Annotated in this window: 26 protein-coding genes; 19 read left to right on the forward strand and 7 right to left on the reverse strand. The window is 64.4% G+C overall.

From position 1 onward, the window contains the following. Positions 1 to 41: 41 nt before the first annotated feature. A complete protein-coding gene (locus tag FE851_RS15715; protein ID WP_409994492.1) occupies positions 42 to 368 on the forward strand; it encodes a 3-hydroxyacyl-CoA dehydrogenase NAD-binding domain-containing protein in 327 nt (108 codons plus the stop codon). After that, positions 369 to 1,184 carry a 3-hydroxyacyl-CoA dehydrogenase NAD-binding domain-containing protein gene (locus tag FE851_RS15720; RefSeq protein WP_145203903.1) on the forward strand — a complete coding sequence of 272 codons (816 nt, stop codon included), beginning with the start codon at positions 369 to 371 and terminating at the stop codon, positions 1,182 to 1,184. It begins immediately after the preceding gene. A gap of 180 nt (positions 1,185 to 1,364) precedes the next feature. Here the strand turns inward: FE851_RS15720 and pspF are convergent, their stop codons facing one another. Then, a complete protein-coding gene (gene pspF / locus FE851_RS15725; RefSeq protein WP_145203906.1) occupies positions 1,365 to 2,384 on the reverse strand; it encodes a phage shock protein operon transcriptional activator in 1,020 nt (339 codons plus the stop codon). 185 nt (positions 2,385 to 2,569) lie between these two features. Between pspF and FE851_RS26205 the strand changes: the two genes are divergently transcribed. The 10 genes from FE851_RS26205 to FE851_RS15770 all read left to right on the forward strand — a co-directional run bounded on the left by FE851_RS26205 (position 2,570) and on the right by FE851_RS15770 (position 6,433). Next, positions 2,570 to 2,743, forward strand: a complete 174-nt coding sequence (locus FE851_RS26205; RefSeq protein ID WP_017182974.1) for a hypothetical protein — start codon at positions 2,570 to 2,572, stop codon at positions 2,741 to 2,743. Between the two features lie 41 nt (positions 2,744 to 2,784). Then, positions 2,785 to 3,453 carry a phage shock protein PspA gene (gene pspA / locus FE851_RS15730; RefSeq protein WP_017182975.1) on the forward strand — a complete coding sequence of 223 codons (669 nt, stop codon included), beginning with the start codon at positions 2,785 to 2,787 and terminating at the stop codon, positions 3,451 to 3,453. A 4-nt stretch (positions 3,454 to 3,457) separates the two neighbouring features. Next, the gene (gene pspB / locus FE851_RS15735) at positions 3,458 to 3,739 is read left to right on the forward strand and encodes an envelope stress response membrane protein PspB (RefSeq protein ID WP_017182976.1); all 282 of its coding nucleotides are present in this window, start codon (positions 3,458 to 3,460) and stop codon (positions 3,737 to 3,739) included. A 1-nt stretch (position 3,740) separates the two neighbouring features. After that, the gene (gene pspC, locus FE851_RS15740) at positions 3,741 to 4,121 is read left to right on the forward strand and encodes an envelope stress response membrane protein PspC (RefSeq protein WP_006953513.1); all 381 of its coding nucleotides are present in this window, start codon (positions 3,741 to 3,743) and stop codon (positions 4,119 to 4,121) included. 35 nt (positions 4,122 to 4,156) lie between these two features. Next, a complete protein-coding gene (locus tag FE851_RS15745) occupies positions 4,157 to 4,447 on the forward strand; it encodes a hypothetical protein (RefSeq protein WP_017182978.1) in 291 nt (96 codons plus the stop codon). A gap of 24 nt (positions 4,448 to 4,471) precedes the next feature. Beyond that, a complete protein-coding gene (locus tag FE851_RS15750; protein ID WP_017182979.1) occupies positions 4,472 to 4,783 on the forward strand; it encodes a hypothetical protein in 312 nt (103 codons plus the stop codon). Positions 4,784 to 4,809: 26 nt separating this feature from the next. After that, entirely contained in the window at positions 4,810 to 5,061 is a 252-nt protein-coding gene (locus FE851_RS15755; protein WP_017182980.1) for a hypothetical protein, read from the forward strand. 28 nt (positions 5,062 to 5,089) lie between these two features. Then, complete coding sequence (locus FE851_RS15760) at positions 5,090 to 5,323, forward strand: hypothetical protein (protein WP_017182981.1); 234 nt, start codon at positions 5,090 to 5,092, stop codon at positions 5,321 to 5,323. 147 nt (positions 5,324 to 5,470) lie between these two features. After that, positions 5,471 to 5,887, forward strand: a complete 417-nt coding sequence (locus tag FE851_RS15765; protein WP_145203909.1) for a SufE family protein — start codon at positions 5,471 to 5,473, stop codon at positions 5,885 to 5,887. Between the two features lie 54 nt (positions 5,888 to 5,941). Beyond that, entirely contained in the window at positions 5,942 to 6,433 is a 492-nt protein-coding gene (locus tag FE851_RS15770; protein WP_145203912.1) for a hypothetical protein, read from the forward strand. 86 nt (positions 6,434 to 6,519) lie between these two features. Here the strand turns inward: FE851_RS15770 and ggt are convergent, their stop codons facing one another. The 3 genes from ggt to FE851_RS15785 all read right to left on the reverse strand — a co-directional run bounded on the left by ggt (position 6,520) and on the right by FE851_RS15785 (position 10,966). Next, on the reverse strand, positions 6,520 to 8,220 hold the full coding sequence (gene ggt / locus FE851_RS15775) for a gamma-glutamyltransferase (protein ID WP_145203915.1): 1,701 nt from the start codon (positions 8,218 to 8,220) through the stop codon (positions 6,520 to 6,522). A 239-nt stretch (positions 8,221 to 8,459) separates the two neighbouring features. Beyond that, a complete protein-coding gene (gene ppa, locus FE851_RS15780) occupies positions 8,460 to 8,999 on the reverse strand; it encodes an inorganic diphosphatase (RefSeq protein ID WP_017182985.1) in 540 nt (179 codons plus the stop codon). Between the two features lie 35 nt (positions 9,000 to 9,034). Further along, a complete protein-coding gene (locus FE851_RS15785) occupies positions 9,035 to 10,966 on the reverse strand; it encodes a M61 family metallopeptidase (RefSeq protein ID WP_145203918.1) in 1,932 nt (643 codons plus the stop codon). A gap of 138 nt (positions 10,967 to 11,104) precedes the next feature. Between FE851_RS15785 and hisS the strand changes: the two genes are divergently transcribed. The 6 genes from hisS (at position 11,105) to FE851_RS15815 (ending at position 18,882) form a co-directional block, all read left to right on the forward strand. Continuing rightward, complete coding sequence (hisS, locus tag FE851_RS15790) at positions 11,105 to 12,427, forward strand: histidine--tRNA ligase (protein ID WP_261370963.1); 1,323 nt, start codon at positions 11,105 to 11,107, stop codon at positions 12,425 to 12,427. Positions 12,428 to 12,560: 133 nt separating this feature from the next. After that, entirely contained in the window at positions 12,561 to 13,652 is a 1,092-nt protein-coding gene (gene prfA / locus FE851_RS15795; protein ID WP_145203921.1) for a peptide chain release factor 1, read from the forward strand. Positions 13,653 to 13,675: 23 nt separating this feature from the next. Then, on the forward strand, positions 13,676 to 14,518 hold the full coding sequence (gene prmC, locus FE851_RS15800) for a peptide chain release factor N(5)-glutamine methyltransferase (protein WP_145203924.1): 843 nt from the start codon (positions 13,676 to 13,678) through the stop codon (positions 14,516 to 14,518). Positions 14,519 to 14,809: 291 nt separating this feature from the next. Further along, entirely contained in the window at positions 14,810 to 15,748 is a 939-nt protein-coding gene (locus tag FE851_RS15805) for a DUF4167 domain-containing protein (protein ID WP_145203928.1), read from the forward strand. A gap of 129 nt (positions 15,749 to 15,877) precedes the next feature. Continuing rightward, positions 15,878 to 17,278: a DUF4139 domain-containing protein gene (locus FE851_RS15810; RefSeq protein ID WP_145203931.1), complete on the forward strand. Its 1,401-nt coding sequence runs from the start codon at positions 15,878 to 15,880 to the stop codon at positions 17,276 to 17,278. A 95-nt stretch (positions 17,279 to 17,373) separates the two neighbouring features. Then, entirely contained in the window at positions 17,374 to 18,882 is a 1,509-nt protein-coding gene (locus FE851_RS15815; protein ID WP_145204512.1) for a DUF4139 domain-containing protein, read from the forward strand. Positions 18,883 to 18,886: 4 nt separating this feature from the next. On the opposite strand, the gene FE851_RS15820 is transcribed toward FE851_RS15815, so the two are convergent. Next, complete coding sequence (locus tag FE851_RS15820; protein WP_017182993.1) at positions 18,887 to 19,264, reverse strand: acyl-CoA thioesterase; 378 nt, start codon at positions 19,262 to 19,264, stop codon at positions 18,887 to 18,889. After that, on the reverse strand, positions 19,245 to 19,556 hold the full coding sequence (locus FE851_RS15825) for a hypothetical protein (protein ID WP_019053483.1): 312 nt from the start codon (positions 19,554 to 19,556) through the stop codon (positions 19,245 to 19,247). Before FE851_RS15825 ends, FE851_RS15820 begins: the two co-directional genes overlap by 20 nt. A gap of 71 nt (positions 19,557 to 19,627) precedes the next feature. On the opposite strand from FE851_RS15825, the gene FE851_RS15830 reads away from it, so the two are divergent. Further along, complete coding sequence (locus FE851_RS15830; protein WP_145203934.1) at positions 19,628 to 20,056, forward strand: CBS domain-containing protein; 429 nt, start codon at positions 19,628 to 19,630, stop codon at positions 20,054 to 20,056. A 118-nt stretch (positions 20,057 to 20,174) separates the two neighbouring features. Here the strand turns inward: FE851_RS15830 and FE851_RS15835 are convergent, their stop codons facing one another. After that, positions 20,175 to 21,662: a lipopolysaccharide biosynthesis protein gene (locus FE851_RS15835; RefSeq protein ID WP_145203938.1), complete on the reverse strand. Its 1,488-nt coding sequence runs from the start codon at positions 21,660 to 21,662 to the stop codon at positions 20,175 to 20,177. Positions 21,663 to 21,808 lie beyond the last annotated feature (146 nt).

The following is a 21,808-nucleotide window of genomic DNA, read 5'->3' on the forward strand; positions in this document are numbered from 1 at the left end:
CTGTTTCTCGCGCTGGTAGCGCATTTTGTCGCCTGTGCTTTTTGGCGCGCGCACGCCTCTGGTCCCCGGACGGCACGAAGGCTAGGGAGTGGGCGCGAGTCAGAATGTGGGAGAAGGCCAGGATGACGGATATTCAAACGGTAGGTGTGATCGGCGCAGGGCAGATGGGCGCGGGAATCGCGCAGGTTGCGGCGCAGGCGGGGTATGAGGTGATCCTGTCGGACGTCGCCCTGCCGCGCGCGCAGAAGGGCCGGGACGGCATCATTCGCCTGCTCGCCACGGGCGTGGAGAAGGGCAAGATAGCTGCGAGCGATGCGGATGAGGCGATCGCGCGGATCACCCCGGTGCTGTCTCTTATACACATCTAGATGTGTATAAGAGACAGGTATGAGGTGATCCTGTCGGCCGTCGACCTGCCGCGCGCGCAGAAGGGCCGTGACGGCATCATTCGCCTGCTCGCCAAGGGCGTGGAGAAGGGCAAGATAGCTGAGAGCGATGCGGATGAGGCGATCGCGCGGATCACCCCGGTGGGCGAAGTCGCGCCGCTGGCGGGCGCGCAGCTGGTGATCGAGGCGGCGACCGAGCGTGAGGAGGTCAAGCGCGCGATCTTCACCAATGTCGGGCCGCTGCTGGCCGCTGACGCGATCCTGGCAACCAACACATCGTCCATTCCCATCACCCGCCTGGCGCAGGCCGCGCCGGATGCGGGGCGCTTTGTCGGCGTGCATTTCTTCAACCCCGTGCCGGTGATGGTGCTGGTAGAGGTCATTCGCGGCCTGGCCACCACGCCCGAAACGGTCGCGGCGGTCGAGGGCTTTGCGGGCCGGATCGGCAAGACGGTGGTGCAGGCGTTCGATGCGCCGGGTTTCGTCGTCAACCGCATATTGCTGCCGATGCTGAACGAGGCGGTGTTCGTGCTGGGCGAGGGCGTGGGCAGCGTGGTCGACATCGACATGGGGTGCAAGCTGGGCCTCAATCATCCCATGGGTCCGCTGACGCTGCTGGATTTCGTCGGGCTGGATACGGCGCTGGAAATCCTCAACGTGTTCCTGAGCACGACGGGCGATCCCAAATATCGCCCGGCGCCGCTGCTGGTCAAATATGTCGAAGCGGGCTGGTATGGCCGCAAGACCGGGCGGGGATTTTACGACTATTCGGGCGCGGAGCCTGTGCCGACGCGGTGAGGGGCGTAAGGAAGGCAGTGCTATAGTCGGGCTGCCTTCCTCAGGGCATGATCTTCCATTTCTCCGTCATCCTGGCGAAAGTCAGGATCCATTCGGCGCTACGTCTGCGTGACGATCCGGCCTAGCGTCGAATGGATCCCAGCTTTCGCCGGGATGACGATGGTGGAGGGGGCGGGGAGGTTATCCCGCGCCCAGTCCATGTTTCTTCATGCAGTGGCGTAGCTGGTCGTAGGTCAGTCCCAGCCCCTTGGCGGTGGCGCGCTGGTTGTAGCGGTGGCGGTCTAGCGCGGCGCGGATGATGGCGGCTTCGTGGGCGTCGACGGCGGCTTTCAGGTCGCTGATGGTTTCAGTGGCGGGGGCGGGCGCTGGCGCGGGGGTGCTGTCGCCCGATGGCGCGGGCGCGCCGGGCATCAATGGTTTGGGCTTCCAGGGGGAGGCGAAGGGATCGAAGGTCAGGCGGTCGATCGGCTTGCCCGGTTCGTCCCAGCGATAGACGGCCCGTTCCACCACATTGCGCAGTTCGCGGACATTGCCGGGCCAGCCATAGGCTTCGAGTTGCGCGGCGCAGACGGGGGAGAAGCCGGGCCATTGCGGCCAGTTGAGTTCGGCGGCCATGCGCCGCCCGAAATGGTCGGCCAGCACCGGAATATCGCCTTCCCGCGCGCGCAGGGGTGGCAGGGTGATAACTTCGAAACTCAGCCGATCGAGCAGGTCGGGGCGGAAGCGCCCGGCATCGGCGGCGGCGGGCAGATCATCATTGGTCGCCGCCACGATCCGCACGTCCACCCGCAGCGGTTTCGACGCGCCGATCCGGGTGACTTCGCCATATTCGATCACGCGCAGCAGTCTTTCCTGCGCCGCCATCGAAAGCGTACCCAATTCGTCCAGAAACAGCGTGCCGCCATCGGCTTCCTCGAACCGGCCGGGCCGGGCGCGGTTCGCGCCGGTGAACGCGCCCTGTTCATGGCCGAACAGTTCGGCTTCTATGAGGGTTTCGGGCAGGGCGGCGCAGTTCATGACGATCAGCGGTTCGCCCCAGCGCGGGGAGAGGTGATGGAGCCGCTCGGCAATCAGTTCCTTGCCGGTCCCGCGCTCGCCGATCACCAGCACCGGGCGGTTGAGTTCGGCCGCGCGGCCCGCCAGTTCGACCGCGTCGAGAAAGGCGAAGGACTGGCCGACAAATTGGGTATTTTTCTCCATGTCCCAACTTATGGTGAAATTTCCCACCTTTTGGCAAGGAATATTCTGGCACGGGCCTGGAAAAGGGCGGAAAAATGGCGCAAATCCGCGCTTTTTCGAAATTGGCACGGCCCCTGCAAAGCTACAGGCAATCCGCACAGACACAAGCGGAACGTCACGAAGGCCAAGGTTCAGGGAGTTATATCATGGAAAAGAACAACAACAGCATTCGCGAAATCGGCCAGCTGATGTCGGTCGCAGTCGCTGCGCTGCTGTTCGGATCGACCCTGATCCTGTCAGCGGTCGGCCCGGCCCGCGCCAGCGAAGCGCCGGCGTCCGCCAGTCAGGCGGCCCCCATGGCCCTGTGCTATCTGGCCTAAGGTCGCCGTCCCCAAAGCATAAGATAAGGAGTGAAGTTCAGATGGGTATTTTTTCCCGCACCCGCGACATTATCGCCGCCAACGTCACCGACCTGCTCGACAAGGCCGAAGACCCGGCGAAGATGATCCGCATGATCATCCTCGAAATGGAGGAAACCCTGGTCGAGGTGCGCGCGTCCGCCGCCCGCACGATCGCCGACCAGAAGGAAATGCGCCGCCACATCGCCAAGCTGACGGCCCTGCAGGACAGCTGGACCGAGAAGGCGCAGCTGGCCTTGTCCAAGGATCGCGAGGATCTGGCCAAGGCGGCCCTGGTCGAACGCCAGAAGGCGACCGACATGGCCGAGCATCTGGCCCATGAGATCGAAACCCTCGACGAAGCGCTCAAAGCCGCCGAAGAGGATATTTCCAAGCTGCAGGGCAAGCTGCGCGAAGCCCGCGCCCGCCAGAACAGCCTGGTCACCCGGATGCAGAGCGCGGAAAACCGCCTGCGGGTGCGCGAAGCCTATGCCGGTGAGAAGGTGAACGAGGCTTTTGCGCGCTTCGACATGCTCGAAAGCCGGGTCGATCTGGCCGAAGGCCGCGCCGATGCGATGGCGCTGGGCGGCACGCCCAAGACGCTGGAGGAAGAGATTGCAGAGCTGAAGTCCGCCGACAAGGTGGACGCCGATCTGGCAGCGCTCAAGGCGTCCATGAACAAGGGAGCCTGATATCATGGAGGACATATTCCTGCCCATCATGATCTGCGGCATGTTGTTCATCGGCATGCCGTGGCTTATCTTCCACTATGTCACCAAATGGAAGCAGGCGCCCAAGATCACCGACGAGGATGAGAAGCTGCTGGATGAACTCCACCTTCTCGCCCGCCGCCTGGAAGAAAGGCTGATGACGGTCGAACGGATCGTCGCCGCCGACAACCCCGATTTCCGTCCGCGCCGCCCGGCACCCGATGCCGACCTGGGCGACGATGATTACAGCTTCGACCGGAGGAACTGAGATGACCGCCCGCCGCACCAAATTCTACCTCAACAAGGCCAATGGCAAATGGTCGGGCGTGTGCGCTGGCATCGCCGACTATAGCGGGATCGACGTCGTCTGGGTTCGTGTCGGCGCGGTGCTGATCACCCTGATGGGGGCTTTCCCCTGGACGCTGATCGCCTATTTCGCCGCTGTCTATTTCGCCGATGACAAGCCCAAGGGCCTCTATTCGGACCGGGATGACGAGAAATTCTGGCAGGGCGTGCGGACCAATCCGACCCGCTCCACCCGCGATGTCCGGTCCAAGTTCCGCGACATCGACCGCCGCCTGGCTGACATCGAAATCTACTATACCAGCCGCAACACGCGCCTGGCGGACGAGATCGACAGCCTGCGCTGAGCAGATCCCGGGCAGAATAACAGGGAGTTAAACCCATGAATTTCGGTGGACCTTTCTTTGTCCTGGCGATCATCGCCATGTCGACCCTGGGCTGGATGTTCACCACCTGGGTCCGTGCCCGCCACGGTTATCCGGTGGAAAATGAATGGACCGGCACCGTTGATCGAACGGACGGCGACGCTGGTCGAAAAATCGCCCTGTTGTCGGGTGAAAACGAAAAGCTGATGGGCCGCATCAGCCGCCTGGAGGAACGCATCGCCGTGCTGGAACGGATCGCCACCGATCCGGCCATCCGCACCGCGCGCGAAATCGAGGGGCTGCGCTGAGCGCGGTGCAAGGGAGTAGAGATCATGTTTCCATTTGCAGATTTCGCGCCGGTCGTCTTTGCCGTCGGATCGCTGGCGATCGTTGGCTGGGTGTTCACGACCTGGCTGCGCGTCAAGAACGGCTATCCGCTCGACGGCGCATGGGGGCAGGCGGTCTATCCGCAGAAGAATGAGGAAATGGTCGAGCGGGTGAAGCTGCTCAGCCAGGAAAATGCCCAGCTGCGCGCCGAAATCGGATCGATGAAGGATCGGCTGGCCGTGGTCGAGCGGATCGTCACCGACGAAAGCCACCAACTCAATCGCGAAATCGAACGGCTGCGCAGCCCGGCCAACTGAGCGCGCGGTCAAAGGGAGAAATCATCATGAACCCGTTTGAAATGGTCGTCGCCATCATTGCGATCACCGCTATCGCCAGCGTCCTGCGCGCCAAATATGGCGTCGTGCGCCGGCACAAGGGCGAAGAATTCATCGCCCGCGGGCCGGACCCGGAAGCCGAACGGCTGCGTGCAGAGGTGAAGGCGCTGAAGGACCGCGTCGCGGTGCTGGAGCGTCTGGCGACCGATGGCACCAGCGCACTGGAACGCGAATTCGAGAAATTGCGGGACCGCGATTGAACGCGGCCCAAAGCCCAGGGAGGCTATCATGCAGGACCCCGCTCTCTATCTGACGATTGCATTGGCCGGACTGGCCGGCCTTTCCATCGTGACCATGGCCACTTTGCGCGGCTGGAACGGCTGGCTGGAATTGAAGCGCGCGGAACTGGGGCATCGCGGCGAAGCGAGCGCGCCCCCGTCTGCCGCCGCGCGGATCGAGGTCGCCGACCTTAAGGAACGCATCCGCAAGCTGGAAGCGATCGCGGCGGGCGTGGATTTGTAAGCTGCTCTTTCCCCGTTCGGCCCCGGACGTGATCCGGGGTTGTTGAAGCCTAGCGCTTGCTTTCAATAGAAGTACGGCCCTTCGACAGGCTCAGGGCGAACGGTTTGAGGGCTTTCCCCCCGCGATAATCCCCCTATATGGGCGGCCATGACCGATCCAAGCGCCCTGGCCGATATTTACGACGAATATGAATTTCTGGACGCGGACGACCGTTATCGTCTGCTGATCGATCTGGGCCGGGCGCTCGAACCCATGCCCGACGCGCTCAAGACCGATGCGACGCTGGTGCGTGGCTGTTCGGCGGCAGTGTGGGTCTATCCCACCGTGCTGGACGATGGGAGGCTGCATTTCCTGGCCGACAGCAACGCCGCGATTACCAAGGGGATCATCGCGCTGGTGCTGCTGACCGTGCAGGACAAAAGTCCCGCCATGATCGGCGCGGCGGACATAGAGGGGGCGCTGGCCCCGTTCGACCTCAAAAATCAGCTGAGTTCCAACCGGACCCAGGGCATCCCCAACATGATCGCCCTGATCCGCGACACAGCGGCGCGGTACAGCGCTTAAAGGGAAACCTGCATCAAGTTGCGGCGTTGAATGTCCCGACAAGGAGATTCAGTCATGCGCCATTTCATCGCCATCGCAGCCATCGGGATGCTCGCGGCCTGTTCGTCGGGCGACAAGGGGCCGACCCAGCGCGACACGATCGGCCAGACGTGGAAATATGAGGCCGGGTCGGGCGGCAAGCCCAAGCTGGCCTATATTGGCAGCGCCAATGCGGTGCCGACGATGACGGCGGCGGACACGTTCGCGGTCATGCTGGTCCAGCCGATGGACAATGGCGAAAAGTCGGTGACGGTGAAGCTGGTCGGCGCGCCGTTCCAGTGCGACCTGTCCGATTGCGCCGTGACCGCGACGGCCGATGGCGGTCGGCCGCTGCGCTGGAAGGGGCGGATGACCGACGCCAAGGACGGGATCGAGATATTGCCGTCGCAAAATGCCTATGAGGCGATCGCCAAGGCGCAGACGGTATCGGTCAATCTGGTGACCGGGCCGAAGGATCAGAGCGCGCCCTTTGCCTTCAACGTCGCCGGGCTGGATTTGAAGGGGTGATGCAACAATAGTCGTCATCCCTTTCTTCGGCGCTCAGGCAAAGAAGGCAGAGAGACCCCAGCGTTCGCTGGGGTGACGGTTAGGTTTCACTCCTGCAACGACACGCCGGGGCTGCGCGGGTCGGCGGCGCCGATCCAGTGGCCATCGGGCGCGCGTTCGGCGGCGTTGGCTTTCAGGCCAAGGCGCGAGACGGTGACGCGGTGGCCCAGCTTCTCCAGCGGCGCCTGCATCGCTTCCAGCCCGGTGCCCTGTTCGAGCACCAGCCCGTCGCCGTTGAAGAAGATGAGGCCCGTCGCTATCGAATCCTGCGCCGACATGCCCCAGTCGAAATGGGCGATCAGCGCCTTGGCCACCTGCATGATGATGGTCTTGCCGCCCGCCGCGCCGACGGTGAAGATGGGCGTCCCCTTGGCATCATAGACGATGGTGGGCGACATGGAGGAGAGGGGCCGCTTGCCCGGCCCCACGGCGTTGGCGACCGGCGCGCCATCCTTTTCCGGCGTGAAGCTGAAATCGGTCAGTTCATTGTTGAGGATGACGCCGTTGGCGACCAGCTGGCTGCCGAAAAAGCTTTCGATGGTGGATGTCCAGGCGGCGATGTCGCCATTGCGGTCGACCGCGACGAAATGGCTGGTGCCGCTTTCGGGCTGGGGCAGCGACGCGGTGCGCGGCTGCGCGCCGGGCGGGGTGCCGGGCTGATAGTCATTGAGCGCCTTGTTGAGGCGGATGCGGGCGGAGCGTTGCTTGAGATAGGTCGGGTCGATCAGGCCGCTGATCGGCACGGCGACGAAATCGGGATCGCCAAGCCAGGTGCCGCGATCGGCATAGGCCAGTTGCATCGCTTCGCCGATGACGTGCCAGGAGCGCGGATCATCCTTGCCCCAAGCGCTAAGCGGAAAGCGCTCCACCATGCCCAATATCTGGAGCACGGTAATGCCGCCGCCCGATGCCGGGCCCATGCCGCACACGGTATAGACGCGATATGTCCCGCAGACCGGCTTGCGTGGCTTGGCCTGATAGGCGGCGATGTCCGCTTCGGTCATCGGCACCGGGTTTTTGGGGGCGTTGGTGACCGCCTGCGCCATCAGCCGGGCATTGTCGCCGGTGTAGAAGGCGTCCGGCCCCTCCGCCGCGATCCGTTTGAACAGCGCGGCGAGCGGCGGATTTTTGAGGATCGTGCCCATCGGCGCGGGCTTGCCGTCGATCCAGAAATATTTCTGGATTTCGGGGAAGTCGGCCCAGACCCCCGCCACCGCCTTCATTGCCGTGTCGAGCCGCTGGCGTACCTCAAATCCCTCCTCCGCCGCGCGGATCGCGGGCTGGAACAGGTCGGCCCAGGGCAGCTTGCCCCATTTCCTGTGGGCGTCCCACGCCAGACGCAGATTGCCCGGCACGCCGACGGAATAGCCGCCGGGCCAGGCGTTGCGGAAGGACAACGGCTTGCCATCGGCGCCCATGAAGCGATCGGGCCGGGCGGCGGCGGGCGCGGTTTCGCGACCGTCGATCGATTCCAGCACACCGCTCTGCCCGTCATGATGCATCAGGAAACCGCCGCCGCCGATGCCGCTATTATGCGGTTCGACGACATTGAGCGTCAGCATCATCGCGATGGCCGCGTCCGTCGCGCTGCCGCCCTTGCGCAATATTTCCTGCCCGGCGGCAGCGGCGCGCGGATCGGCGGCGGAGACGGTGGCGTTGGTCGATACTGGCTCGCGCGCCATGGCGGGCAGCGGCAGGGTGGCGATAAGGGCGATGGGGGCCAGCAGGCCGAGCGGGCGGAATCTCATGCCCGCTACCCTACGCATTGCGTTGCCTGCCGCAACCCTTTGACGATGCCAATAGCAGGCAGGCGGACTGCGCTTCATGACAATCCTGCCCTTGCAGAGGGGATACCCCTCCACCATTCGCTTCGCGAACGGTCCCCACCCCCTTGCAGGGGAGGATGTTGCGGGACTGCATTGCCACAAAAAGGGCCGCGCAGTTTGCACCGCGCGGCCTTTTCGATTCGGTCGGACAAGCGGACGTTTCAGTCCTTCTTGGTCGCCTGATAGCGGGCAATGGCTTCCAGCGTGATCTGCCGGGCGTCCTCAGCGCCGCCCCAGGTGCCGATCCGCACCCATTTGGTCTTTTCCAAGTCCTTGTAATGGGTGAAGAAATGTTCGATCTGTTCCATCACGATGCCGGGCAGGTCATCCTTTTCGCCCACGTCGGCATAATAAGGGAAGGTCTTGTTGTCCGGCACGCAGACCAGCTTTTCGTCGCCGCCCGCTTCATCTTCCAGGTTCAGCACCGCGATCGGGCGTGCGCGGACGACCGAACCGGGGACGAAGGGCGAACGCGCGATGACGAGTGCGTCCAGCGGATCGCCATCGGGCGACAGCGTGTGCGGCACGAAGCCGTAATTGGCCGGATAGCGCATCGGCGTGTGCAGGATGCGATCCACGAACAGCGCGCCCGACGCCTTGTCGAACTCATATTTCACCGGTTCGCCGCCGACCGGAACTTCGATGATGACATTCAGGCTGTTGGGCGGATCATCGCCAACCGGAATCAGTTCGATATTCATGGATACGCCTTTTGTTGCACTTGGCTTCGGGGTGTTTATGTTTTCGGTTTGAGCAGCTTGTCGAGGCTGCCCTCACCCTCTCCTGTCTTTTCGAGGCGCGGATAGCGCAGCCCGCCCGAATAATCGAGTGACAAAGTGCGGTAATATTTGTCCTTCTTTAGGATGATCTGGAACGGCGCCTTGGCCTTGATCGCCGCCTTGAACACATCGCCCGAATATTCATCGCCATTGACTGCCACGATCTTGGCACCGACCAGCAGGCCCGCCTTGAATGCCGGGCTGTCCCAGATGACGCTGCTGATTTCGCCGTCATTCTTGACGATCAGGCCGATGCCATAGCTTTGGTCGACAATCTTGTTCGCGCCTTCGGCCGCTTTGGTAATGGCGTTGGGGGTGTCGCCATAGACCAGCTTGTATCCGCCCATGGTAAAGCCGCCCTTGGGCGTTTCGCGCGTCGGACTGTCGACATAGGTCTGGAAGAAGCCGGCCCAGTCATAGGGCGCGATGCCGTTCAGCGTGTTGATGACGTCCTGCCGATTATAGACAAGTTCGCCCCACTCGCCCGGCTTCACGCCGAAAAAGGCCTTGGCGAAATCGTCCAGCCCCTTGGCGCCCCTGGTCTGCTTGCGGATGATCGCGTCCGCCTCCAGCCAGATCATCAGCCCTTCATTATAATAGTCCTCCGACCGCTGCCAGCTGACCCAGCCCTTGGGCCGGCGGGCGGAAATGATGGGATCATGCGTCGTATCCTCCATCGGCCGCCATTGCCGACCGACCGTGGTGTCCAGCTTGGCCGCGATCTGGGCATAGGCGTCGAGCGTTTCCTGCTTGGTGAACAGGCCCGACCGCGCGCCCAGCACATAGCCCCAGAATTGCGTCTGCCCTTCATAGACCCACAGCAGATTGTCCTGCATCGGCGTGCGGAAATCGGGGGTCCATAGCAGGTCGGGGCGGCGGAACTTGCCGTCCCAGCTATGGGTGAATTCATGGGGCAGCAGGTTGCGGTCCAGCAACGCCTCGCCATCGCTCCATTTCTTGAAATAGCCCGGTTCGACCTGATTTTCCGAGCTGCGATGATGCTCCAGGCCAATGCCGCCCATTTCGTCGGTGATGGCCAGCAGGAAATCATAATGGTCGAAATGATAGCTGCCGAACAGCGCGCCCGCTTCGTCCACCAGGCGTTTGTGCTTGGCGATCTGCTCCGGGGTATAGACCAGTTCGTCGGCATCATCGGCCACGATGTTGAGCGTGACATTGTTGCCCAGATCCACCGCCTTGAAATGCTCGCCGGCAAAGACTGGCGAATCCTGCAACGCTTCATAGTCGATCACGTCATAGGCGACGGTATCGCCGGTCCGCTTGCCCCGCAGCGCGGTCGCGGCCTGCCAGCCGGCGGGATAGGTGACGGTCGCCTGCACCGGAATCTGGCGGGTATAATAGCCCGCCGGATAGAGCGAGACCGCCTCCCACTGGATATTCTGCATCTTGGGCGTCACGACGACGCGGCCCTGATTGCCCGCGGTCGCGGACAGGAACTGGAACTGGGCGACGACCTGTTTCGTCCCCTGCGGCACGTCGATGACGAAGCCGTAGACGTTCAGCGGATCGCGCTTCCAGCTCAGCGGCTTGCCATCGGCGGTGAAGGTCAGGCCGTTCAGCTTTTCCAGCTGGCCGCGCGGGGCGTGATTGCCCGGCAACCATTCGGGCATCAGCAGCGTCATCGGCCCGCTGGTCGCGACCGGGATCGTCTCCTTCACGCGGAAGATGCGCTGGGTCGTGTCGCTGGCGTCAACCTCCAGCCTGATGGTGCCGCCGGGATAGGGAATGTCCTTTGGCGCGGGGGTTGCGTCGTTGACCGGCAGGGCGGTGGGCTTGGACCGGATCGCTTCCTGGGCGGCTAGCGGGCTGGCGATCGCCAGGGAAATGCCCGTTGTCAGGCAAAGGGCGGCAGCAAGGCTGCGGATCATGAACGTCTCCGAAAATACAGGCTGGGCCGGACGGCCCTCATGCCGTCACAATGGCCTTGTCTCTTGGCCTCGTCCACCCCTTGCGCCGACCCAAATATTCATTTCAACCGGCCTGAAATGAAGCTAAAGGCCCGGCATATGGCGAAAATCGAAACCCCGCGCCCGGTTCGCGGCACGCAAGACATGTTGGGCGGCACAGCAGAAGCGTTTGCAGAACGCTTTGCGCATGTGGTCGCAACCTTTGACCGGGTGCGCAAACTTTACGGCTTTCAGCGGGTAGAGGTGCCGGTATTCGAATCCACTGCCGTTTTCGCCCGGTCGCTGGGCGAATCCACCGACGTCGTGTCGAAGGAAATGTACACGTTCGAGGATCGCGGCGGCGATTCCATCACGCTGCGCCCGGAATTTACCGCCGGGATCAGCCGCGCCTATATTACCGAGGGCTGGCAGCAATATGCGCCGCTCAAGGTGGCGACGCATGGGCCGCTGTTCCGCTACGAACGGCCGCAAAAGGGCCGCTTCCGCCAGTTTCACCAGCTCGACGCCGAAATCATCGGCGCGGCCGAGCCGGGCGCGGACGTCGAATTGCTGGTGTTCGCGGACCAGTTGCTCAAGGAACTGGGCATTGACGACGGCGTGACGCTGACGCTCAACACGCTGGGCGACGCGGCCAGCCGGGAAGCCTGGCGCGCCGCGCTGATCGCGCATTTCGAGGCGCATCGCGGGGACTTGTCGGAGGACAGCGTCGATCGGCTGGCGAAGAACCCCTTGCGCATCCTCGACAGCAAAGACCCGCGCGACCGCCCCGTCGCCGACAGCGCGCCCGACATCGACGCCTATCTGACCGATGAAGCGCGCAGCTTTTTCGAGAAGGTGACGAGCGGCCTGGATGCGGCGGGCGTCGCATGGGAACGCAATGCCCGGCTGGTCCGCGGCCTCGATTATTACCGCCACACCGCGTTCGAGTTCGTCACCGACCGGCTGGGCGCGCAAGGCACGGTGCTGGGTGGCGGGCGCTATGACGGGCTGATCGAGAATCTGGGCGGCCCGGCGACGCCTGCGGTCGGTTGGGCAGCGGGGATCGAGCGGCTGGCGATGCTGGTGGATGCGCCGGAAAGTCATAAGATCGACGTTGCGATCATCCCGATGGGCGAGGCGGCCGAGACGGCGGCGATCGGCATCATCGCCAGTCTGCGCCGTTCCGGTATCGTTGCCGACATGGGTTTTCGTGGCAACATGAAGAAGCGGATGCAGCGGGCTAATGCATCCGGCGCACAAACTGCCATCATTATAGGCGACGATGAACTGGCGGGGGGCGAAGTGACGGTTCGCAATCTCATGGACGGGTCGCAGGAGCGCTGCAAAATCGAGGCGCTTGGTGACTATCCTTTAGTTGCCAATCCCAGCTTCGTGGAGACTTTGCTGCGCAATTTCGACCCCACCAAGGCAATCGCCGACTAATGCTAACCTCCGCCCATCGCGCTACCCCACCCCCGTTCGCCCTGAGCCTGTCGAAGGGCCGTCGTTCTGCTGCGCGCAGGGCAGGGCAGGGCTTCGACAGGCTCAGCCCGAACGGATTGGGGGAAGCCCGTTAATGCACATCTCCGCCGAACGCATTGCGCAGAGCGAGGCGCGCCGGGATGAGGTGCAGGCGTCGATGACGCGGGCCGATCTGCCCGCCGATGCGTTTGTGCGCCTGTCCAAGGAATATGCCGAGATCGAGCCGGTGGCCCGCGCCGCGCATGAAGTGCGCCGTTTGCGGCAGGAACTGGCCGCGCTCGATTATATGACGGGGGGCGCGGACGCGGACGCGGACCCGCTGATGCGCGAAATGGCGCAGGAGGAGATGCAGATCCTCAAAAGCCAGCTGCCTGCCGCCGAACGGGCGCTGGCGCTGCAATTGCTGCCCCGCGATTCGGCCGATGCGCGCCCGGCCATGCTGGAAATCCGCGCCGGGACTGGCGGGGACGAGGCGGCGTTGTTCGCGGGCGACCTGTTCCGCATGTATCAGCGCTATGCCGATTCGGTCGGCTGGAAGATGGAGCTGATGTCCGCCAACCCCTCCGAAGCGGGCGGGTATAAGGAAGTCGTCGCGTCCGTCACCGGCACCGGCGTGTTTGCGAAACTGAAGTTTGAAAGCGGCGTCCACCGCGTCCAGCGCGTGCCCGTCACCGAAAGCGGCGGGCGCATCCATACATCGGCGGCGACCGTCGCGGTGCTGCCGGAGCCGGAGGAAGTCGACGTCCAGATCGCCGACAGCGACCTGAAGATCGACATATATCGGGCGTCGGGCGCTGGCGGTCAGCATGTCAACACCACCGATTCGGCGGTCCGCATCACCCATTTGCCCAGCGGTCTGGTCGTGATCCAGCAGGACGAACGGTCCCAGCACAAGAACAAGGCCAAGGCGATGCAGGTGCTGCGCGCGCGCCTCTACGAAGCCGAACGCGAACGCACCCAGAGCGAGCAGGCCGGCGCGCGCAAGGCGATGGTGGGATCGGGCGACCGTTCCGAACGCATCCGCACCTATAATTTCCCGCAAGGGCGCGTCACCGACCATCGCATCAACCTGACGCTGCATCGCCTGCCGGAAATATTGGAAGGGCCGGGGCTGGCCGAAGTGATCGACGCGCTGATTGCGGAGGATGAAGCCGCCCGGCTGGCGCAACTGGACGGGATCGGTTGAGCGGCATCGCAGGGGACGGGGGCATGGCCGACGCCCTGCGCGCCGCCACTGCCCGGATCAGCGCCGCTAGCGACACGCCGCGCCTGGACGCGGAATTGCTGATGGCCCATGCGCTGGGTCTTTCGCGCAACGCATTGCTGCTGCGCCAGCGCGACCTGCGCGTCCCGCCCGGCTTTGCGGCGCTGACGGATCGCCGCGTCGCGGGGGAGCCGGTTGCCTATATTACGGGCTTTCGCGATTTCTGGACGATCAGCCTGGCCGTCACCCCCGACGTCCTTATCCCGCGCCCGGACAGCGAAACGCTGATCGAGGCGGCGGTCGCCCATTTCACGGCGCGCGCGCCGCGATCCATCCTCGACCTTGGCACAGGCTCCGGCGCGTTGCTGCTGGCGGCGCTGAGCGAATGGCCCGATGCCCATGGCCTGGGCGTCGACGCTTCGCCCGGCGCGCTGGCGGTGGCGCAAGGCAATGCGGAACGGCTGGGGCTGGCGGGCCGCGCGACCTTCCGCCCCGGCGACTGGGCGCAGGGCATTGACGGGCGGTTCGACCTGATCCTGATCAACCCGCCCTATATCGCGCGCAGCGTCGCGCTGGCGGGCGATGTGCTGCATGAGCCGGACAGCGCGCTGTTCGCGGGGGTTGAGGGGCTGGACGACTATCGCCGGATCGTGCCCGACCTGCCCCGCCTGATCGCGCCGGACGGCATGGCCGCGATCGAGATCGGCTATGATCAGAAGGATGCGGTTTCTACGCTGCTGGGCGATGCGGGGCTGACCGTCCGGGCGCTGCAAGACCTTGCCGGGCATGATCGTTGTCTGGTCGCAACCATGTCCAAAAGGACAGGCGCAATGCAATTAACGCCGTGACAAGCGGAAATTGCTTGGTTTCTCCAGCGAAAGTCTCTACATCGACAGCAGGGATGGCACTATATCGTGATATGGTTAGTTTAGGCCATTGATAGAAAAAGCCATTTTCTACGCTCCTGACAGTCATGACGGCGCTGCTGCCCGGCGCCGCTGGCATCTTGAGGCACTGGCCCTTTGAACCGGCCATGCCCTGCGGAGCCGTATCCGGCCTGATGTGCGGGCCGTGCTTGGGGATGGCGACGGAACAGAGTTTTCAGCCAATATGATGACAGCGAACGCAAGGATCATGTCTTGATCAACAACCGGCAGGCCGGTCGCCGCAATCGCGGCCGGAACAATAATAACAATGGACGTCCCAATAATGGTGGCAATCGCGGCGGGGGCGATAGCGGTAACCGCATCGACAACCGCGCGCGGGGCAATGCGGCCCAGCTTCTTGAGAAATACAAGAATATGGCGCGCGATGCCCAGATGGCGGGCGACCGGGTGAATGCGGAATATTATCTGCAATTTGCCGACCATTATTTCCGCGTCCTGGCCGACAATCGCGCCCGGCAGGAAGAGCAGCAGGCCAATCAGCCGCAGCGTCACCGCCGCCCGGACGAGAATTTCGACGAGGATGGCGACGATTTCGACGGCGTCGCCGACGGTGTCGACGAATTCCGCACCGATTCTGCCTCCTATGACCGCACCCCGCGCGAACAGCCCGACCGCGCCCCACGGGACTATAATGACCGCGCGCCGCGCGATCAGGACCGTGCCCCGCGCGACAATGACCGTGCCACGCGCGATCAGGGCGATCGTCCGCAGCGCGACCAGAATCGCCGTCAGGACGAATCACGCGATAGTCGTGAGGATCGTGGGCGCGAGGATCGTGGACGTGAAGATCGTGGCCCGCGCCGTGACCGTCCGCGTCGCGACCGTCCCGTCTTTGCCGAAGCGCAGCCGCAGGTCGAACAGCCCGCGCCTGCGCCTGTCGCAGCGCCGGTCGTAGAGGCTGCGCCCGTCCAGCAGGCACCCGCGCCGCAGAGCGAAGAGGCGCCCCGTCCGCGCCGTGGCCGTCCGCGCAAGGTCGTCGAACCGGCAGCCGCCGAAGCGACCGAGGGTCTGGACATGGCGATCCTGCCGCCCTCGATCGCGCGGGCCGACAATGACAGCGAAGCCAGCGAGGAGGCGCCCAAGAAGCGCACCCGCCGCCCCCGCGCCACGACGACGCAGGCGGCCGAATAAGCCGCTTCGCCGCATCCGGCATGAAAAAGGGGACGACGCCAGGCGCGCCGTCCCCTTTTTCATGCCCGCTTCCCAAGGCGGGCCGCTTGCGGCACAAGGCGACGACATTGTTGGGAGAGACCTGGCCCCATGACTGCCCTTCGCCTGTTCGTGCCGCTTTTATGTGCCCTCCCCATTGCCGCGCTGGCGCAGGACGCCGCCGATCCGACCGGGGCTTCGGCCCAGGGCGATGTTGCGGTCACCATCTATAATGGCGGCCAGTCGCTGGTGCAGGATGACCGGCAACTGGCGATGACGCAGGGGCGCAATCGCATCGAATTTCCCGATGTGTCGGCGCGCATCCGGCCTGAAACCGTCACCCTGTCGGGGCCGGGCATCGCGATCGTCGAACAGAATTTCGACTATGATCTGCTGTCGCCCGACAAGCTGATGGACAAGGCCGTCGGGCAGGAAGTGACGCTGGTGCGGACCAATCCCGCGACCGGCGCGGAAACGCGCGAGCGGGCCAAGATACTCGCGGCCAATGGCGGCATCGTGCTCCAGATCGGGGCGCGGATCGAGGTTCTGCGCGACGATGGCCTGCCGGTGCGGGTGATATTCGATCGGGTGCCGCCCAATTTGCGCGCCAAGCCGACCCTGTCGGTCACGGTCGATGCGGCGCGCGGCGGCACGGTACCGACCCGCTTGTCCTACCTGACCCCCAATATGGGCTGGACCGCCGATTATGTCGCGCTGTTCGACGCCGCCAAGGGCGCGATGGACATGCAGGGCTGGGTCACGCTGACCAACAATACCGGCACGACCTTCAACAATGCGCGGACTATTCTGGTCGCCGGCAATCCCGCCAATGGGGGCGGTCGCCGCAACTGGTGGCAATCGGGCAGCGGCGCGATCGACCAGGCGGGAACAGAAAGCGGCCCGCGCGAACGGCTGGGCGACTATTATCTCTATCCGCTGGAGCGCCGCACGACGATTGCCAACGCACAGCAGAAACAGGTGAGTTTTCTGGACGTAAAGGGCGCGCCCGCGCGGGCGACCTATGAATATCTCAACCCCTGGCTCGGCAGTTCAGCCGAACCGCTGAGTGCGTCGAGCGTGCTGAAATTCTCGACATCCAAACAGGGCGGGCTTGGCGATCAACTGCCCGCGGGCACGATTCGCGTCTATATGCGCGACGCGCGCGGCGATCCGCAATTCATCGGTGAAAACAGCATCGACCATACGCCGATGGGATCGTCGATGGCGCTGCGCACGGGCGAGGCGTTCGACGGCAAGGTCCGGCCAACGGTCGAACAGCGCATGAACAAGGGCGGATCGCGCTGGGAAACACGGATGCGCTATACGCTGACCAACGCCCGGCCCGAAGCGATCACGATCGATCTGGCGCAGGACGGGCTGTGGGGCGACACCCGCGTCACCGCGCAGAGCGTCGAAGGGCGGCGCGTGTCGGCCGACCGGATGGAATGGAGCGTGCCGGTCCCGGCCAACGGGTCGGTCGACCTGACCGTCACGTTCGAATCGCGCTACTGAAGCGGGTCGTAGTGCGGCTTTTGCGATATTGGGCGCCTGTTCCCGCCTTCGCGGGTTGGCTTTTGACGCTGTCTCTTTGTGTCATTGCTCCATCGGTGCAGGCCGATACCGTCATTTCCACCCGGATCGATGCGGTATCGGTCACCGTATATCGCGCGCCGGACCGCGCGGCTGGCGCGATCGATCGTAACTGGCCGGGCGGCTATGCACTGGTCACCGAAACCCGCACGGTCGATCTGCCGCAGGGCGAATCGGTGGTCCGGTTCGAAGGGGTGGCCGAAGGGCTGATGCCCGAAACCGCCATCCTGACCGGCATGCCGCGCGGCGTGCGGGAGAAGAATCGCGATGCGCGGCTGCTGTCGCCCGCAGGGTTGGTCGACGCCTATCTCAAGCGCCGCGTCACGCTGCGCCGCACCGACCGCGCCACCGGCAAGGTGACCGAGCAGGACGCGATACTGAGCGCCGGGCCGACCGGCGGTGTGATCGTCCACACAGAGCAGGGCTATGAAGCGCTGGGGTGCAGCGGCCTGCCCGAAAGGATGCTCTACCCACAGGCACCCAAGGATCTGTCGCCGCGTCCGACGCTGTCGGTGATTGCGACCAGCGACCGGGCGACCCGCGCGACGTTGCAACTCACCTATCTGGCCGAAGGGTTCGACTGGTCCGCTTCCTATGTCGCCGACATGCAGGGGGATGGCAGCAGGCTGGACCTGATGGCGTGGCTGACGGTCGCCAATGGCGGCGTCACCGGCTTTGCCGACGCCCAGCTCAACGTCATTGCCGGACAGCCCCATCGCCAGCCACGCGGGGATCAGCCACGGCCCACCGGCGGCCCGCTGCGCCTGACCTGCTGGCCGATGGACATTACCAGCACCCATCCGCGCTGGAACCTGTTTCCGGTCGAGATGCCCCCGGCAATGATGGCGGGCGGCGCGCAGGAGATCGTGGTGACGGGGCAGCGCGCGACCGGAGCGGTCTTTTCGCCGATGGCTGTTGCCGCTCCGCCGCCGCCCGCGCCTGTCGTGGCGGAACAGGAGGATCTGGGCGATCTGAAATTCTACCGCGTGCCCGTGTCCGTGACGGTCGCGGCCAGCAGCCAGAAGCAGGTCGCGCTGCTGCGCCAGCCCGGCGTCAAGGTCGAGCGTCTTTACGCAGCGACGGTCAGCGGGGCATCGGGCGCGGGCGAATCCCGGCCGATGACGCTGCGGTTGCGGCTACACAATCGCAAGGATGATGGCCTTGGCCTGCCCATGCCGTCAGGGCGCGTCGCGGTTTTCGAGCGGGTGGACGATATGCGCCTGCTGGCCGGAGAGGCGGACATTGGCGACAAGGCGGAAGGGGAACGGATCGACTATGACCTCGCTGAAAGTGCGGACGTCCGCATCGCGGTGCGGCCGACGGGGTCGACGCGCGAGCGCCCGGACTGGACGATCGCGCTCAGCAACGCCCGGCCGTTCGACGTGACCGCCGAAGTCACCATCCCGCACGACATAGAGCCCCGCCCGAAGGACATGGAGCGGCGCGGCAATGCATGGATCTGGCGAGTCACAGTCCCCGCCAATGGCAAGGTCGACCTTACCTATACGCGGCGTTTGCCGCGCTGAGCTTTCAGGCGTCGGGCAGGGGCCGGGGCCGGTGATTTTCGTCCAGCGCGACGAAGGTGAACAGCCCGCTGGTCAGATCCACTTGCTCCTCCTGCGGTCCGCGAACCGCCACCACGTCGATGCGGATGGCGACCGACGTGCGGCCCCGCCGCTCCTCATGGGCGTAGACCGACACGACATCCCCCAGCAATATGGGGGTGATGAACTTCATGCTTTCGATCGCCACGGTCGCAACCGCGCCCTGCGCGATCCGATGGGCGATGATGCCGCCCGCAATGTCCATCTGGCTGAGTACCCAGCCGCCGAAAATATGGCCATTGGCGTTGATGTCCGCCAGCCGCGGCATCACGCGCAACACGACATCACCGCGCGTCTTGGTCATGCTCTGGCACCTCATCCTTGATCCGGTCGATTACCTGTTCATCATGCCCGGTGCCGCTGGACAGGAAAACCAGCGCCATCAGGCCGGTTCCCAGCATGAAGGTCAACCATACGCCCAAAATCGTGGCGATGATCATGTGGATCGGCATCGGCCCGGCCCATAGCCGCAGGAAGATGAGCGAAGCCGCCACGCAGGCCGCGCCCCCCGCAGCCATCCACAGCATGATGCGGCGAAACCGCGTCCATGCGGCTGCGGCAATTTGTGGATCGTCGAGGGCTTGTTTGCGTGTCATCTCTTTTCTTTGGCTCACGAAAATGTGATCATCAAGCATTGAGACATAATGTCCAGGAAAGGAGAGCGGTCATGACCATCGCGGCGATATTGGAGGGCAAGGGGCGTGACGTCATCCAGGTGCGATCGACCGACAGCGTGCTGTCCGTCGTGACGCTGCTGGCGGAACAGCGGATCGGTTGCGTGCCGGTGGTGGATGACGGGCAGGTGGTCGGGATATTTTCCGAGCGCGACCTGGTCTATCGCGTCGCGACCGAAGGCGCAGCGGCGCTGGAGCGTCCCGTTGCGGAAGTGATGACTGCCCCTGCCATCACCATTGACGACGACACGCCGGTCATGGCGGGGCTGTCGCTGATGACCAAGCGGCGCATCCGCCACCTGCCGGTCATCGTCGGCGGCGAATTGATCGGGCTGATTTCGATCGGCGATCTCGTCAAGTTCCGCATCGACCGGATCGAGGCGGAAGCGGCTGCGCTGCGCGACTATATCCAGACCGCTTGAAAGACGGGCTCGACACGCGCTCTTGCGCCTGTCGAGCCCGTCTTTCAGGCGGGCGCCTGAACCGGCGGCGCGCGGCGAATCANTCGACACGCGCTCTTGCGCCTGTCGAGCCCGTCTTTCAGGCGGGCGCCTGAACCGGCGGCGCGCGGCGAATCACCAGCGCGACCAGTTCCATCAACGTGCCCCGCGCGCACAGCATCAACGCGGCGAGGAAGGCTATGCCCCCCGTCGGCACCAGCACGGCAAGCCGCACCGGCGCAGCTAGCGGCGGCAGGATGCGATCGACCGCCAGCACGACGCCCGCCATCAGGATCGCGCAGCCCAGCCCCGGCGCGGCGGCCCGCACCAGATCGATCAGGCGCAGGCCCATCGGCGCCCCGGCCAGCCGCGCCGTCACGATCGTCAGGATCGGAAACGCGCCGAGCCACGCCCAGGCAAGGCCGATCGCGCCGAAAGAGATGCCGATGAGGAAGGCGACCGGCATCAGCACCGCGCCGACGCCCGCGATTCGCGCGGTCGTCCCGGGGCGGCCCAGCGCATTGCTGACCGGCGCGAACATCACCTGCAACGTCATGAACGGCATGGCCAGCGCCAGCACCGCGACGAAGGGGGCCATCTCCAGCCATTTCGCCCCGAACAATGTTTCGACCAAAGGCTCTGCGGTCACGGCCATGCCCAGATAGACCGGGCAGGATATGAGCAGCAGCAGCCGCACCGCCTTGCAAAAGGACCAGGCGACACGCGATGGGTCTTTCTGCATCCGCGCATAGGCGGGAAAGGCGACGTCGTTGAGCGGCGGGATGAATTTGCTGACGAAAATCTGGGTCAGGAACAGCGCTTCGGCATAAAGGCCCAGCTGGTGCGGCTCCAGCACGCGCCCGCCGATGAAAATATCCGCCTGGCTCTGGATGATCCAGAAAAGCTGGCCGCCCAGCAGCGAAGCGCCATAGGCGACCATCGCGCCAGTGCCGCGAAAATCGAATGTGGGAATCGGCCGGAACCCGGTCGCCAGCACATAGCCCAGCCCCTTGACCCAGAAGCCCGCGATCGGCGCGAACACCAATGTCCATACGCCCCAGCCCGACAGCGCGCCGACCAGCGCCACGGCGGCGGAGGCGATGGCGGCGATCAGGTTGACCAGGGCAGGCCGCTTGAAATCGAGCGCCCGTCCCATGATCGCTTCGGGAATCGAGATGAAGGGGGTGGAGAGGTAGAGCAAAGCCTGCACCCGCAGCAGGTCGGCGACCATCGGCTGGTCGTAATAATCCGACGCGATCGGGGCGATTCCCAGCTGGAGCAAGGCCAGGCTGCCATTGAGCAGCAGCATGATGGTGAAGGCTTGCCGCAGGCGGTGCGAATCCAGCTTGTCCGACTGCACCAGTGCGCTGACCAGCCCATAGCCGTTGAGGAAGGTGGCGAAATTCAAGATCACCTGGGTCATCGCGAACAGGCCGTAATCGCTCGGATCGAGCAGGCGGATGACCGCCAGCGTCACCACCCAGCTCATCATCTGCGACACGATCTGGCTTCCCGAACGCCAGAAAATCGCGCTTCTTATGCGTGCGCCAAACCCCGCATCGTTCGCGTCGGCATCCTGCAAACTCATAGTCTCGATCACCCATGGCCATGATGGCCGTCCGCCCCGTCTAGCCTCCAAACGCCAAAAATTTCTGAAATAAAATTGCAAAAAGCATTTGACGGGTCGGCAGGTCGGGCCTAGAGGGCTTTTCACCGGACGGGGCGCTGCCAGCA

Origin of the sequence: Sphingobium sp. B2 (assembly GCF_007693735.1) — a bacterium.
GTDB classification, from domain to species: Bacteria; Pseudomonadota; Alphaproteobacteria; order Sphingomonadales; family Sphingomonadaceae; genus Sphingobium; species Sphingobium xenophagum.